General features: G+C 39.9%; 13 protein-coding genes and 1 riboswitch. Of the genes, 6 read left to right on the forward strand and 7 right to left on the reverse strand.

All coding sequences use genetic code 11. The features are described from left to right. Positions 1–663 precede the first annotated feature (663 nt). A riboswitch (cobalamin riboswitch) is annotated at positions 664–840 on the forward strand. A 204-nt stretch (positions 841–1,044) separates the two neighbouring features. From MLOOGBEN_RS14545 to MLOOGBEN_RS14570, 6 genes are all read left to right on the forward strand, one after another. After that, positions 1,045–2,901, forward strand: a complete 1,857-nt coding sequence (locus tag MLOOGBEN_RS14545) for an anaerobic ribonucleoside triphosphate reductase (RefSeq protein WP_179158974.1) — start codon at positions 1,045–1,047, stop codon at positions 2,899–2,901. Further along, positions 2,898–3,386: an anaerobic ribonucleoside-triphosphate reductase activating protein gene (nrdG, locus tag MLOOGBEN_RS14550; protein WP_179158975.1), complete on the forward strand. Its 489-nt coding sequence runs from the start codon at positions 2,898–2,900 to the stop codon at positions 3,384–3,386. The genes MLOOGBEN_RS14545 and nrdG overlap by 4 nt, the downstream gene beginning before the upstream one ends. An 865-nt stretch (positions 3,387–4,251) precedes the next feature. After that, positions 4,252–4,989, forward strand: coding sequence for a conserved phage C-terminal domain-containing protein (locus MLOOGBEN_RS14555; protein ID WP_179158976.1), 738 nt, complete (start codon positions 4,252–4,254; stop codon positions 4,987–4,989). Continuing rightward, on the forward strand, positions 4,979–5,317 hold the full coding sequence (locus MLOOGBEN_RS14560) for a hypothetical protein (protein ID WP_179158977.1): 339 nt from the start codon (positions 4,979–4,981) through the stop codon (positions 5,315–5,317). Before MLOOGBEN_RS14555 ends, MLOOGBEN_RS14560 begins: the two co-directional genes overlap by 11 nt. Before the next feature lies 1 nt (position 5,318). Then, positions 5,319–6,614, forward strand: a complete 1,296-nt coding sequence (gene dnaB, locus MLOOGBEN_RS14565; RefSeq protein ID WP_179158978.1) for a replicative DNA helicase — start codon at positions 5,319–5,321, stop codon at positions 6,612–6,614. Positions 6,615–6,720: 106 nt separating this feature from the next. Beyond that, on the forward strand, positions 6,721–7,155 hold the full coding sequence (locus tag MLOOGBEN_RS14570; protein ID WP_179158979.1) for a hypothetical protein: 435 nt from the start codon (positions 6,721–6,723) through the stop codon (positions 7,153–7,155). Positions 7,156–8,256: 1,101 nt separating this feature from the next. On the opposite strand, the gene MLOOGBEN_RS14575 is transcribed toward MLOOGBEN_RS14570, so the two are convergent. The 7 genes from MLOOGBEN_RS14575 to MLOOGBEN_RS14605 all read right to left on the reverse strand — a co-directional run bounded on the left by MLOOGBEN_RS14575 (position 8,257) and on the right by MLOOGBEN_RS14605 (position 15,385). Then, a complete protein-coding gene (locus MLOOGBEN_RS14575; RefSeq protein WP_179158980.1) occupies positions 8,257–9,216 on the reverse strand; it encodes an aldose 1-epimerase in 960 nt (319 codons plus the stop codon). A gap of 63 nt (positions 9,217–9,279) precedes the next feature. After that, a complete protein-coding gene (locus MLOOGBEN_RS14580; RefSeq protein WP_179158981.1) occupies positions 9,280–10,281 on the reverse strand; it encodes a Gfo/Idh/MocA family protein in 1,002 nt (333 codons plus the stop codon). A 34-nt stretch (positions 10,282–10,315) separates the two neighbouring features. Continuing rightward, a complete protein-coding gene (locus MLOOGBEN_RS14585; RefSeq protein ID WP_179158982.1) occupies positions 10,316–11,152 on the reverse strand; it encodes a carbohydrate ABC transporter permease in 837 nt (278 codons plus the stop codon). Continuing rightward, positions 11,152–12,036, reverse strand: a complete 885-nt coding sequence (locus MLOOGBEN_RS14590; protein ID WP_179158983.1) for a carbohydrate ABC transporter permease — start codon at positions 12,034–12,036, stop codon at positions 11,152–11,154. The genes MLOOGBEN_RS14585 and MLOOGBEN_RS14590 overlap by 1 nt, the downstream gene beginning before the upstream one ends. Before the next feature lie 240 nt (positions 12,037–12,276). Next, positions 12,277–13,635, reverse strand: a complete 1,359-nt coding sequence (locus tag MLOOGBEN_RS14595) for an ABC transporter substrate-binding protein (RefSeq protein ID WP_179158984.1) — start codon at positions 13,633–13,635, stop codon at positions 12,277–12,279. Positions 13,636–13,682: 47 nt separating this feature from the next. Then, a complete protein-coding gene (locus tag MLOOGBEN_RS14600; RefSeq protein ID WP_179158985.1) occupies positions 13,683–14,504 on the reverse strand; it encodes a carbohydrate ABC transporter permease in 822 nt (273 codons plus the stop codon). After that, positions 14,501–15,385, reverse strand: coding sequence for a carbohydrate ABC transporter permease (locus MLOOGBEN_RS14605; protein ID WP_179158986.1), 885 nt, complete (start codon positions 15,383–15,385; stop codon positions 14,501–14,503). Before MLOOGBEN_RS14605 ends, MLOOGBEN_RS14600 begins: the two co-directional genes overlap by 4 nt. Positions 15,386–15,416: the final 31 nt, after the last annotated feature.

Genomic DNA, 15,416 nt, shown 5'->3' on the forward strand with positions numbered 1-15,416 from the left:
TAGAAGTATTTAGGACCTTCCTCAAAATAGACAATAGAAACCAGTAAACGTCATAACCTGACACACATCTACTATACGAAATGCTAATCAAACGTTTGATTAAAAGCGCTAGGAACCCTTATATAAAAACGAACCTGGGCAGTTTTCTAGTGAATTTTTTGTCGTGGAAATAGCCTTGTTTTCTTAATCGTTCCTTTCCTATCCCTAAACTCAGGGAGTGACAGGCACGGGATTACGACTTCGGACACTATCTTGCTTTTTCAGCTCTTCCCTGTCCGAAGTCACCACCACTTCGGACACACTCTCTCTTTTTCCGCTCTTCCTTGTCCGAAGTCAACACCACTTCGGACACACTCTTGCTTTTTCAGCCCTTCCTTGTCCGAAGTCACCACCACTTCGGACACACTCTCTCTTTTTCCGCTCTTCCTTGTCCGAAGTCACCACCACTTCGGACACACTCTCTCTTTTTCAGCTCTTCCCTGTCCGAAGTCACCACCTCTTCGGACACACTCTCTCTTTTCACCTGTTTCATGCCTGGCACCAGATTTCATACACTCACCCCAAAATCCCCTAGTAAAAAATGGTTGTCAAAGTAGAGATTGTATATTATAGTAAATTATACAATATTTAGTGTTTTCATTTTCTATAAAACACTATATATAGATATTGACCGATAATAATGGTGTCAAATAAGACGTAATAGGGAATCTGGTGAAAGTCCAGAGCTGTACCCGCAACTGTAAATGCTGACGAACTAAGTAATCCACTGTCTTAGGATGGGAAGGTATTAGAGTAGGAAGAAGCATAAGTCAGGAGACCTGCCATTTTTATACGTATTATCTTCTTCGGGAGTTGGGGAGGTATAACGGGGCTATTCTGACTATTAGCAGTGAATGAATGCTGTTTATAGATGATTCCACGTTATTTCACCCATCAACTTTGATGGGTTTTTTGTTGTTCAAAATAAAAGTCAATTGCCACTGAAAAGAGCCATCAGAACCGTCCCCATGGTTCCATGGTTCTGAGCAAACAAGGAGGTCCAATGTGGAAACGAAACAGGTTTTTTCTAATTTATTAGCGGAATTCAATGAAATTGTTGGTAGCAATAATCAAGATTTAATACAAGAGAATGCCAATGTCGATGGCAAGAGCCCTATGGGTATGATGGGACTCTTCGCTTCTACTAGTGCGAAGTATTACGCAATGGAACACTTATTGTCTGACGAAGTAAAACAAGCTTATATGAATGGTTATATTTATATTCATGACTTGGATTACTATGCATCAGGCACGACAACATGCGTGCAAATCCCATTAGCAAAAGTGTTAAAAGATGGTTTTGATACCGGCCATGGTCATATGCGTGAACCAAACAGCATCATGTCGGCAATGGCTTTAACTTCTATCATCTTTCAATCGAATCAAAACCAGCAGCACGGCGGTCAAGCAATGAGTAACTTTGATTTTGATTTAGCCCCTTATATATATAAGACATACGAGAAGAACGTTCAATTATTAGAAAGCGTTCAAGCTGGCTGCGACCTAGAAGAAAAAGCTTGGGAGCTGACAGATAGAGATGTCTATCAGGCTTGTGAAGCCTTTATTCACAATAGTAATTCCATGCACAGCCGCGGTGGCGGACAGGTCCCTTTCATCAGTATTAACTATGGATTAGACACTTCAAAGGAAGGGCGAATGCTTGTTAAGAATATGCTTCTTGCTACTCAAAAAGGGCTAGGAAATGGAGAAACACCGATTTTCCCCATTCAAATCTTTAAAGTAAAAGATGGTATCAATTTAAAACAAAGTGATGTCAACTATGATATGTTCAGGCTGTCGCTTGAAACAACAGCAAAGCGTCTTTTTCCAAACTATGTGTTTGTAGATGCTCCATTCAATCTACAATATTACAAAGAAGAAGATCCTGAAACACATATCGCCACAATGGGGTGTAGAACAAGGGTACTCGCAAATGTAAATGGCAAGTCAACGCCCGTGGGGAGAGGAAACCTTTCGTTTACCTCTATTAATCTACCTTTGATTGCGTTAGAAGCAGATAACGTAGAGGAATTTTTTAAGAAGCTGGACCATTATGTTGACCTAACAAGTCAACAACTATATGAAAGGCTCTTATATCAATCAACAAAGACACCTGCAAATTTTAAATTCTTATATGGGCAACAAATATGGAGGAATTCAGAGGAACTATATAAAGACTCCTCTCTAAAAGAAGTTCTTCGTCAAGGTACATTATCCGTTGGTTATGTTGGTTTAGCGGAAGCCCTTGTTGCCCTGATTGGAAAACATCATGGAGAAAGCGACGAAGCTCAGAACCTAGGCTTAAAAATAGTTTCCTTCATGAAAGAAAAGATGGATCTTTTAACAGAAAAAACGAAATTAAACTATACATTGCTAGCAACACCTGCCGAATCCTATGCAGGTAAAGCTTTAAAAATCGCTCGAAAAAAACATGGGGTCATCAAAGGAGTAACAGATAAGGAATGGTTTACGAATAGCAATCATGTCCCTGTCGAATATAAGATTAATGCAATCAATAAGATTAAAAAGGAAGCACCTTATCATGCGTTAACAAATGCTGGTCACATTACCTATGTGGAATTAGCAGAAGATGCTTCAAAAAATATCGATGCCCTAGAAACGTATGTTGTGGCAATGAAAGAAAATGGGATAGGGTATGGCAGTTTTAATGTTCCCGTTGATCGCTGTCTTCAGTGCGGATACAATGGCGTGATTTACAACGAATGTCCTAAGTGTAATAATCACGACGATATAGAACGCATAAGAAGAATAACTGGATACTTGGTAGGAAGCATGGAAAAATGGAACAGCTCAAAACGTAAAGAAGAAATGAATAGAGTAAAACATGGGTGTAAGAAATGAGAATCATGAAGATTGACACGGACGCTACGGATAATGGAAACGGCATCCGTACGGTCATCTATGTATCAGGTTGTACGCATTATTGTGAGGGATGTCATAATCCCTCCTCTTGGAATGTGAACAATGGGATAGAATATAGCATAAGTGAGTTGATTGAAATTATCGAAGAAAATCCCATCGCCGATGTAACCATTAGTGGCGGAGATAGTCTTACCATTCAATATGAGGAAACATTGATGCTTGTTAAAGAAATCAAAGCGAAGACGAACAAGAATATATGGCTATATACTGGTTATGTGTTTGAGGAATTACCTGAGCATAAAAAAGAGATAGTACATTATCTAGATGTGATGATAGATGGACGCTTTGAATTATCAAAAAAGGACTTACGAGTTCTATTCAGAGGTTCGTCCAATCAGCGGATCATCGATGTACAAAGAAGTATAATAGGTGATACTACCATTCTTTGGGGGCGCCGGTGGTGAGCCGAGGGTGGTAGAAGCCCCTTCTTTTGCATCTATTTATAAATTTATAAAATTATAAATCAATACAAATATCACCATTTTCACTATACCACCTTTTCGACACTTTCCAGCGCTTCTTAGAAGGTCAAACCCTGCATTACCAACATTTCTAGCGATTCTAATCAATCGATTAGTTAATCCGAATTCCCCTAATCAAACGTTTGATTAAATAGACAATAAGTCCCTTTAGTAAAAGAACTTTCTATTGTTTTCAAATGAATAATTTGCCGAAGAAAAGTAGAGAGTAGTTATGATCCTCCTCAAAATAGACAATAGAAACGAATAAACGTCATAACCTGACACACATCTACTATACGAAATGCCCATCAAACGTTTGATTAAAATTGCTAAAAACCCTTTTATAAAAACGAACCTGGGCAGTTTCCTAGTGAACTTTTTGTCGTGGATATAGCCTTGTGTTCTTAATTGTTCCTTTCCTATCCCTAAACTCGGGGAGTGACAGGCACGGGAAAACGACTTCGGACACTATCTTGCTTTTTCCGCTCTTCCCTGTCCGAAGTCACCACCACTTCGGACACACTCTCTCTTTTTCCGCTCTTCCCTGTCCGAAGTCACCACCTCTTCGGACACTCTCTTGCTTTTTCAGCTCTTCCCTGTCCGAAGCCCCCACCACTTCGGACACACTCTCTCTTTTTCCGCTCTTCGTTGTCCACCCATGTCCACAATTTTGTAACAACTTTCTGCAAACCACCCTGTCCTTTCCCCTCACTTTTTCCTATATAGAAGGTGAGAGAACAGTGAGCCGTTCGAGGATACCAACTGCGATGTTTTCACTGTTTCGATGATAATTAGAGGAGAGATTCAGATGAGTACGTTATTGATTAATGAAGCGCCGTTGATGATTGTTCCGTCTTTGGCCGTGAAGATTGGAATAAATGAGGCGGTGGTACTGCAGCAGATTCATTATTGGCTTGGCAGGAGTAAGCATCAAATTAAGGGAAGAAAATGGGTGTACAACACCTATGAGGATTGGCAGGAGCAGTTCCCCTTTTGGTCGATTAGTACCATTAAGCGTACGTTTCATTCGTTAGAAAAACTTGGAGTTGTGGTATCGGACAATTGGAATGCTATGAAGCTGGATAAAACGAAATGGTATACGATCAATTATGAGCAATTGGCAAACATCGAACAGCGTTGTGAGCCATCCTCGACTCAACCTGAACCAACGGCGGTGTCAGAACAGACTCCAATACAGTTCAGCTTGAACCCAGCAATACCAGAGAGTACTTCAGAGATTACAACAGAGAAAAAGACTATCCCGTTTGCCGACATCATCCAGTACTTGAATGAAAAAACCGGCAAGAGCTTTAAACCCGATTCCCGTAAAACCAAGGACCTGATTCAAGCAAGATTTAACGAGGGTTTTACGCTGGAGGATTTTAAAAAGGTGATGGACCTAAAGTCAGCAGAATGGCAGCAGGATGCTAAATGGAGTAAATTCCTCCGCCCTGAAACTCTGTTTGGAACCAAATTTGAATCGTATCTCAATCAGCAGCCTGGACAAAAAATGTTGTCTGAGGAGGCGTTTAATCTTGAAGACTAAACGAGAGACTTATGCACTACTGGAGCAAATCTATCTTTATTACGAGCAGTTTCCAATCAATCAGCAAAAAATTGATAGCTGGCATGAGGCACTAAAGGATTTCTCTTATGAACGGTTACATAAAAATCTATTGAACTATGTAACACATTCCAGCTTCCCTCCAAAAATTTGTGATCTTATCTCGACTTCAGATGGATGTCACGCGCGAGTTCCAGACGCGGCAGAGACATATACACAGCTGATAAATGACCAGCCTCCAGCAAACGAGGAAGTGATCAAAGCGGAGCTGGCTAAAATACGAAAACTACTCGGCATTCAGAGGAACTAAAATGGAGAGTTACGTAGTCAACAGTCAAGCCGTGGAAGAGGCCTTTGTCGGGTCGTTCTTTTTAGACAATCAGCTGGCGCAGGAATGCACGGTTCAACCGGAACAGCTCTCCTCTCCCGCCTTAAGAATACTTTATAGTGTGATTCAATCGTTAACAAAGAAGGGAAAACCGATTGACCCGGTAACCGTTCTTGAGGAGATTGGAGTGGATCGAATTGGCAGTGTAGGAGGGATTACGTATATTATCCAGCTTGCAGCATGGGTCCCTTCGGTTGCTCACTTCCACGCATATGAAGAAGCCGTCAAGAGCCATCATAAACGCCGGAAGGCCCTAGCCTATATGGAGGAATTCCAAATGAAAGCCAGGGATGGGGACATTGAACAGGTGGTTAGTGAAGGAATACAACAATTAATGGCGCTAGAAGACAATCAAACAGACGGAGAAGATAGCGGTGAAATTTCCCCTTGTTTAATTGAATTATATGGGGAAGGCGAGTCCGATCTCGGTGACATACCTGGATGCTCCTCTGGCTTTACGAAGCTTGATAGTCTCACAGGCGGCTTTCAGGAATCCGATTTGATCATCATCGGTGCTCGCCCAAGCGTAGGAAAGACTGCCTTTGCCCTAAATCTGGCACTTCACCATGCCGTTCAAGATGTCAGTGTCATCTTCTCGCTAGAAATGTCCAAAAAGCAATTGTTAAAGCGCGCTGTCTGTATAAGCGAAGAAATTAGTTCGGTGAAACTTCGGAATCCCTATCGTTATTTTTCGGAGGACGATTGGAGCAAATATACAAATGCGCTTAGGCAGATTGCGGGCAGCCAGCTGCACATTTTTGATAAAGCCGGCATGAATGTGAACTATATTTATTCAAAGGTGCGCAGGTTGAGAAAGAAGTTTGGAGAGCAGGCACGATTACTCGTGATCATCGATTATCTTCAGCTCATTGATGGAGACATCAAGCACAAAGGAAATCGCCAGGCGGAGATCAGTGAAATCAGCCGGTTCTTAAAGAAGCTGGCACGTGAGTTGAATGTCAGTGTGATTGCCCTCTCGCAGCTGAGCCGGGGCGTCGAGGCCAGACAGGATAAACGCCCGATGCTTTCCGATCTCCGTGAAAGCGGCCAAATCGAACAGGACGCGGACACCATCGCCTTCCTCTACCGCGATGACTACTATAGTAAAGACAGCAAGCATCCTAACAAAATCGAAGTCATCCTCGCCAAACAGCGCAACGGTCCAATTGGGACAATTGAGTTGGAGTTTAAGAGGGAGTATGGGAAGTTTGTTGATTAGATTTGAGGGTTCAGCGAGTGTTCACGGGGACGGTTCTCCTGCTCTTACATATTTTTCCATGACCACAAGAACCGTCCCCACGGTCAAAGAAAGGTAGTGATTGAAGATGGCAAAGAAAACAATGATACGCACCGACGTTTGGAATGATTCAGAAGGAGTGATGATGACCCCAGAGGATAAGTTATTTTATATATATCTCCTTACGAATCCAAATACAAATCATATAGGAATCTATCAAATTACGAGAAAACAAATGGCTTTTGAGTTGAATTATTCGATTGATACCGTTCATTTGTTAATGAAACGATTCATCGAGCATTACAAGTTGATTCGTTACAATCCTGAGACGAGAGAACTCGCCATTAAAAACTGGGGGAAACATAATCTTTATAAGGACAGTAAAGCGGTGTTGGATTGTATTTCCTCCGAATTAAAGGATGTTGAGGACGCATCACTTATTCAATATGTATCCGAATCGATTCTAAACCAAGAAATCCGTGGCCTATATGACTCTTTTTGTGAACAAGGAGAGATGTTTTGACGAGATGATTCTTTTCACAAATATGTTGGGATGGGTCCATTCAAGTGTTAAAACAGCTGAGGTTATCCTTTAGTTTTTATGAATTTATTTATAAGTAATCTGTGTTCAAAACTACTGGCCCGTTTCAACACCAGATATTTTGAATTTACTTTTAACCATCTCAAGACAACTATTACCAAAATAAAAGCTATCATAAGCTTTTATCAAAATCAAACACCTACACCCTTATCTACTGATAGATAAGGGTGTAGTGCTATGTGGCGAACTTCCATCATTATACAGAACAAAGTAGCAACTACTATCCTATCAAACTTCGAAAAAGCTCGGGGAGTGACTGGCACGGGAATTTAAAGAAGGGGCTTCTAACACCGCAAGGTGGTAGAAGCCCCCTTCTTTTGTAGATATTTACTAAATTAGTACAAATATCACCATTTTCACTATATCAACTTTTCGACACTTTCCAACGCTTCTTAGAAGGTACAAACCCTGCTTTACCACCATTTGCAGCAATTCTAATCAATCGATTAATTAATCCCAATGCCACTAATCAAACGTTTGATTAGATAGTCACAGAGTCCTTTGGTAAGAGAACTTTCTATTGTTTTCAATTGAATAATATGCCGAAGAAAAGTAAAGGGTATTTATGACCTTCCTCAAAATAGACAATAAAAACTAGTAAACGTCATGACCTGACACGCATATCCTATACGAAATGCCAATCAAACGTTTGATTAAAAGTGCTATAAACCCTTATATAAAAACGAACCTGGGCAGTTTTCTAGTGGATTTTTTGTCGTGGATATAGACTTGTATTCTACTCATTCTTTTCTATCCCTCAACCAATGCCATGGTGAACTCTACCAATATATAGTTGCCACCAGAAGCAGGAAATTTTTTATTGAATGTCGAACTACTAACACAAAAAACAAAAACTTTAAAAAACTATCCTGCTTCTTAGCACTTGAAAATTTTGCGATGATAACTGAGTAAAGTTTCCTTTCGAAAAATAATTCTTTACTATATAAAGTGCTTCGAAATATGAGCAAAACTTCCAAGTGCTTATGTTAAGAACCGTCCCCATGGTCACCCTTGGTCCTAGTCCTACCTAACACTAATCCTACTCCCAACCGTTCTCTCCCACCCAGGTTCAACAACCAGTTTCCCTGTTATTTCTTCTGGAAGCTTTAAGTTCGGTGCATTCGTTACCCATGTATACGGCTCTATACAGAAGAATCCTTGTTTTCCATTTCCATTATGAATCACCCACTGTGAAAAATACTCGTCACATTGGTAGGCAATTTCGATTCCGTTATGTTCGTCACGGAGAATGGCTTCATTTCTACCGCTGTTTTGAACAACTGTGGATAAAAAAACATCATCATAGATCTGCCCTTTTAACGGGACATCGACAATTGGCTTCTCAAGTTCCTCTAACTCACCTGTTGGTAAAAATCGATCATCCAATCTCCACCTTTTATCCACTGTAAGAGAAAAGGAACATTGATCATGGAATGGAAAGGCAAAGGTAGTATGGTATCCTAGCCCCCAAGGGAAGGACTTTTGACTAAGATTCTCAACTGTTGCTTGTTTATGAAAGGTATTTCCTTCTATTATAAAAATCATCTTCAACCTAAAACGATGTGGAAACTGCCTTTGAATAGCTTCATGGTCGATTGAATCAATTTCGGTCTCAATGACAGCACCACTTTCATTTACCTCAAATCGCTTTACTTTCCACTCTTTTGAATGAACAAAGCCATGAATAAACGAATGTGTGGATGGATCATTTATATCAAGTTGATAGGTTCTCCCTTCAAATCTAAATCTACCGTCAGCGATTCGATTAGGTGGAAATAGAATAGGAGTTCCGTAAAGCATGGGTGATTCATTAAAATGATCGATCGTATCTGGAACTCTTAATAATTGAATATTTCTTTCTTTCGCAACTAACGAAATGACATTACTTCCTAATCCAGGAATCACAACTATCTCTAAATATTCATTTCCCGCGCGGATTGCCTGCTGACCAAGAAAAATGCATTCATCAACATAGCTGCTCATATTCTTTCTCCTCCAATATGAAAAATGTCCCCTGGTTATCGCAAGGGACATCCTTTTTGTAGTTTATATAGGTTGAACCGTACCCGTTTCGATTGACTTATGGATGGCGTGAACAAGTCTAGTGTTTAAAAGCCCGTCTTCTTCGGTTGCAACTGGCGTAGTGTCTAATCGTATGTTATCAACAAATGAATTTAACATATAGCTTGGTGCAGATGTTAATAAGCCATTAATTGGAGTTCCGAGCGTATGCACATGCTTATAGTCGGTTACTGCTTTCCTTACCATTTGGTCCGCTAAGTCAACATAGAGAGCGCCATTTTCCCCAATAATTTCATACTTAAAGTCGTAAATTAATGGCATTGACTCTGGCAGAATCCAGCTCGTTGTAAACGTCGCATGCGTCTGGTCTTCAAACGTTACGATTGTTTGGATTGAGTCATAGGTATCAATTCCCAAAGAAACTAGCTTCTTTTTCGTTCCAACAGCGAATACTTGGACTGGTCTCTTTTCATTTAACCAGCAGGCAATATCGGTTGCATGTGGAAATAGGAACCAGCCTGGGCTTGAATTTTTAGACCATTTTAACATTTGAGTAGGTACAAAAATCGTGTCATTTAGCCTTGCATTCATCGTTACGATATTACCGATTTCTCCATTCTCTATCGCTTCTTTAACCGCTACAAAAGGAGAGTTCCAACGGTTTTCAAAAGCAATTAAACATTTGATACCGGCCTCTTTAACAGCCTGGTACATCTCTTCTGTTTCTTCAATACTAGTCGAAAACGGCTTTTCAACCATAATATGAATCCCTTTTTTCGCTGCAAGCATAACCGGCTTATAATGAAGAAAATCAGGTGTCGAAATGACTAAAGCATCCAAAACTTCATTTTGAATCATTTCTTCTACATCTTTATAACCGGAAGCCCGGTATTTATCTTTCGCTTTCGCCAAACCTTCTTCATTTATTTCACTAACTGCAACGAGCTCTGAATATGGATTTTGCATAATCGTGTCGGCAAATAGAGAGCCACGAATTCCCATGCCTACAATTCCAAATTTAATCATTTATCATTCACTCCTAATTTTTAAAATTTATTATTTATTTCACAGAACCTGCTGTCATTCCACTAATCAAGTACTTCTGGAATATCCAAAACACAATCACGATCGGGATGGTTGTAAATACAGAACCCGCCATTAAATAATCCCAATTCACAACATATTGCCCCTGGAAGCTGGCAATCCCTACGGATAAAGTCCACTTTTCATAATCATTTAAGAATGTATAGGCAAATAGGAATTCACTCCAGCTGGTGATATAGGCGAAAATCCCAGTAACCACTAACCCCGGCAAAGTAAGGGGAAGAATGATACGGCTAAATACAGTCCAACGATTGGCTCCATCTACCATAGCTGCTTCATCTAATGAAGGGGAAATGGTGTCAAAATATCCCTTCATCATCCATGTACAGAATGGTAATGCAAAGGTTGTATTGGCTAATATCAAGCCAAAATGCGAATTAAGTAGATTCATGTCTTTCATAATGATATAAAGAGGAATAATTAATAGAGAACCCGGTAACATCTGAGTAATAAGGATGATATAGCCAATTCCCATATTTCCTTTGAAACGGAAGCGTGATAAACCATATCCACCTAAAGCAGAAATAATTAACGAAAAGAGTGTCGTCAGTAACGAAACTTTTGTACTATTAAAAAACCAATTCATGAAATTAAGATTTGGATCGGCGTCTGGATTTAACATGGTTTTGTAGCCGTCGAAATTCAGCACTTCCGGTATAATCGTCGGTGGACTGCTATAAATTTCATTTGGTAATTTTAAGGATGTAATAATCATCCAAAGAAATGGAAACAGCGTAAACAGTAAGACAAGGAGGACAAAGAAATAAAGAATGAATGTTTTTGAAAGTTTCATTAGTTTTCCGCCCCCTTCGTTGCTTTAAAGTACAGAATGGTAAAGACAGTTGAAACAAGCATGACAAGCATACCTGCTGCCGCCGCTTCTCCAAATTGGAAGTTCTTAAATGCTGTATTGTAAATAAAGATGGTAAAGATTTCTGTCGCCCTGCTTGGTCCTCCGCCTGTCAGTACATACACAATGGCAAAGTCCTTGATGGTCCATATGACGAGCAATAAGAAGACGATGACGGAAACAGGTTTAAGCATAGGAAGCGTAACGTATCGAAATTGACGCCAAGTGGATGCTCCATCTACTTTGGCAGCTTCATAAAGTTCTTTTGGGATACTTTGCAAACCAGCCAGAAGCATGATTGCCACAAACGGGAATCCCTTCCAAACATTGACCAGCATCGCTGCTCCAAGGGCAGTATCTGAATCTCCTAAAAATGCTACTGGACTCGTTAATAAATGCAATTTCATTAAAAATTCATTAATAATCCCATATTGATGATCAAACATTAAGATAAAAACTAAACAAGCAACAACTTCTGGAACAGCCCATGGGATAATGACGAGAGCACGAACCAAACTTTTCCCTCTAAAATCCTGATTGAGTAACACTGCTACACCTAAACCAAGAGCAAACCGGGCAATAACGGTTACCACTATATAAGCGATTGTTATAAAAATAGAGCTAGTAAAATAATCATAACGGATAACTTCATAGTAATTCTGGAACCCTACAAAAGGGTTACCCCCAACGGGCTTTGTCAGGTACCAATACTGAAAACTCATAATAGCTGCTTTTAAAATCGGGTATAAAAGGAACACTGAAACAGCTACCAACAACGGCGAAACAAAAAGATATGCAGTTGCATAATTTCGAATGTGTGCTTTCATCTAGCTACCTCCATGGAGAATTCTAAACGGCTACTTATTAATAAGGCAGCTCAAACCTTCGGCGGGAGCCCTTTCTATGTAACTACGTATAGCGGAATATTCAAATCCCTAAATCACCTTAAAAATCTATCGCTTATCGTATACAATCGTTACGTTTAAGCAGTTTTATTAACCTATCATTTAAAAATATTAATGGGATGCCCTAAGGGGATGAAACCCTCCTAGGGCATTCAGTCATGTCTACTTTTCCATAACTTCTTCCATCTTTTTAGCTGCCTCATTCATTGTACTCTTAGCATCTTTCTTTCCAACAAACATATCCTGAGCAGCATTTAGCATAATTTGTGATAATTCCCCTTGCTGCGGGATTGGAGGATCCATGACAGCTTTCGCATAGTTGTTTTCTAAGAACTCCGCAAATTTCACAGCTACCTGATTTTCGGATTTGTATTTATCAGTCGCCACAAACTCTTTATTGCTTGGTATCATTCCAGAAGAAACAATAAGTTCTTGTGCTTCTGGACTGGCCATCCATTCAAGGAAATCCCATGCTTCTTCCACATGTTTACTTTTCTTTGAAATCATCGCAACCAATGGATACATGGTTGGATTTGGCTTATATTCCTGACCTTCGTATTCAACAACCGGCTGAGGAATAATTCCTAAATCATCCATTAAAGAAGGATCTCTTTCTTGTGTCATTCCAATAAACCAAGGACCATCCATGTTCATAGCAGCTTGTTTGTTCCAGAACATTTCTCTTCCTACCTTTTTATCTCTCGTTCCTGGAGCGGTAATTTTGGAATCAGCTAAGAAATCTTGCCACCATTCCGCTGCCCAAATATTTTCCTTCGAGTTGACATTGATTTTTCCAGCCTCATAAGGACCAGTCTCACCATTCGGGAAGTATATTCCATTTGAAACCGGTCTTGCGACTAATCTATACCATTCAGATGAAACGAACGGATGCGAACCTACTACACTAGCAAAGCCATACTGGTCCTTCCCGCCTAATTTGGCAGCAGCCTCTTTTAAATCATCGATTGTCTTGATATCGTCCGGATTAATTCCAGCTTTTTCAAACATCGATTTCCAATAGAAAATACCAGTCGTTCCCCAAGCGTAGCTTGAAACCGCATAGTAAGAACCATCTACTTTACTTAATTCTTGTCCAACCAACTTATCCTCAAGCTCTGACTCTTTAATATAATCGTCTAAATTAACAAACGCTCCTCCGTCAGCTAAAGAGTTATAGGTTGAAATGTTTTCTGGGTACACCTGAACAATATCCCCTTGTGTTCCTGAAACGACCTCTGTCGTGAGTTTGTTCCAGAAGTTTTCATAGTCAGCACCATGGATTTTAATTTCAATATTCGGATTTTTTTCCGTATACTTTTGAATTAGGGCATCCAAAGCCTTTTTATGTGGTGCTTCAGGGTATACAGACGTTTCAAAGGTAAGCGTGACCTTATCCCCATCCTTTCCTCCACTTTCCTTACTAGAGGTTTGATTCGAACTTGCACAACCAGCTATAACCATACTGGCACTCAATAATAATCCCATCAAACCCGCACTACGTTTTTTCCATTGACTTTTCATTCGTTAACCCCCATTTTTAAAATAAAATTTTAATTAAAATCCATTCGTTATTTCACTCCGCCAAAGGTCAATCCGCGAATCATATACTTCTGAACAATCATGGCAAAGATAAGGACAGGCAATACGGTAACAACACCGATCGCAGACATCTCTCCCCAAACAACCCCGCTGACTGATAAAAATAACGTAACGGTGGTTGGAAGTGTACTTGCATTGGCACTGGTTAGAAATAACGCAAATACAAACTCATTCCAGGAGTTGATGATGCAGAAGATAGCCGTAGCAATGAGACCAGGAATGGCTAATGGCAGAATAATCCTTGTAAATACTTGAAACCTTGAAGCGCCATCTACAAATGCTGCCTCTTCCAGAGCAACTGGTATCTCTTCAAAAAACCCGCGCATCATCCAAATGGTAAAAGGAATATTAAACAGCATATAAGAAATGATTAAAACTAAATGGGTATCAAGCATCCCAAGCAGACTTGCCATGATGAAGAAAGGAATGACGGAAGCCATTGGGGGCAGCATCCTCATACTTAACACCCAAAAGGCCAAATTCTCCTTCTTTTTAAAATTAAATCTAGCAAAACCATAAGCTGCTAAACTCCCAATAAAGATAGAGATAACAGTAGTAAAAATGATGATGATAAAACTATTTTTAAAATAATTGATAACATCCCGTTCCTGAAAAATGGCCTTGTAGTTTTCAAAGGTAGGGATAAAAAACCATGTACTTGGATCATAGGTCAAGGTTTTTGTTTTTACACTCAGAAGCAGCATCCATAGTAAAGGGAATACAGAAACCAAACAAATAATTGTGAGGAGGGCTGCTCTAGGAAAACCTAGTTTGGAATGGTTTGCATTCATTCTTTATTTTCCACTCCCTTTCTATACACCTTAATGAGCAGCATACTAATGACAGTCGTCAACATTAATAAGATAATCGCTACGGCTGCTGATCTTCCTACCCACCCTGTTTGGGCGAAACCTAATCGAAAAACATGAAGGCTAAGAAATTCCGTTGCGTTTCCTGGCCCGCCTTGCGTAAGGGAAAACGGTATATCAAATGTTTTTAAGGCATCAATCGCACGGAATATCACTGCTAAAATGATGACAGGCCATAATAATGGTAACGAAATATGATAAAAGGCTTGTATCTTACTCGCTCCATCGATCGCGGCTGCCTCAAATGGGTCGGTAGGAAGGGAACGGATTCCTGCATAAATAATTAATGCCATAAAGGGTGTATTCTGCCAGATATCAACAAGTATCGTTGATAGAAAGGCATTCTCGGTTGAAAGCCAGATTACTTTTCCGCCAAAGAATTGAAGGAAATAGTTAATGACTCCATATTCCGCATTCAGCATTAGTTTCCAAATTTGTCCGGTGATGCTTGGCGTCATGGCAATGGGAACAATCAGACAAGAGAAGACTAAAAACTTCAACTTGAAATCCCTGTCGAGTAACGTGGCAATCCAAAATCCAAGAAGCAGTTCAATGAGCGTTACAATCACCATAAAAAACAAGCTTATCCACAAAGAAAACCAAAATTCATTATCGCCGCCAGTAAAGAGACGGGTAAAGTTTTCTACCCCAACAAAGTTAAAATCGGTATATCCCAATTCATAATCTGTCAGACTTAAAATCCATAAGAACAGGGATGGAACAATTGATAGACCTCCCAAGATAATGATTGCCGGCCATATATAAACGGTATGTGGATTTTTCTTGAAATAAGTGCGGATCAAATTTCCACCTCCTTCTGTAACGGAAAAGGAT

This window comes from Bacillus sp. EB106-08-02-XG196, assembly GCF_013396335.1.
Taxonomy (GTDB): domain Bacteria; phylum Bacillota; class Bacilli; order Bacillales; family Cytobacillaceae; genus Neobacillus.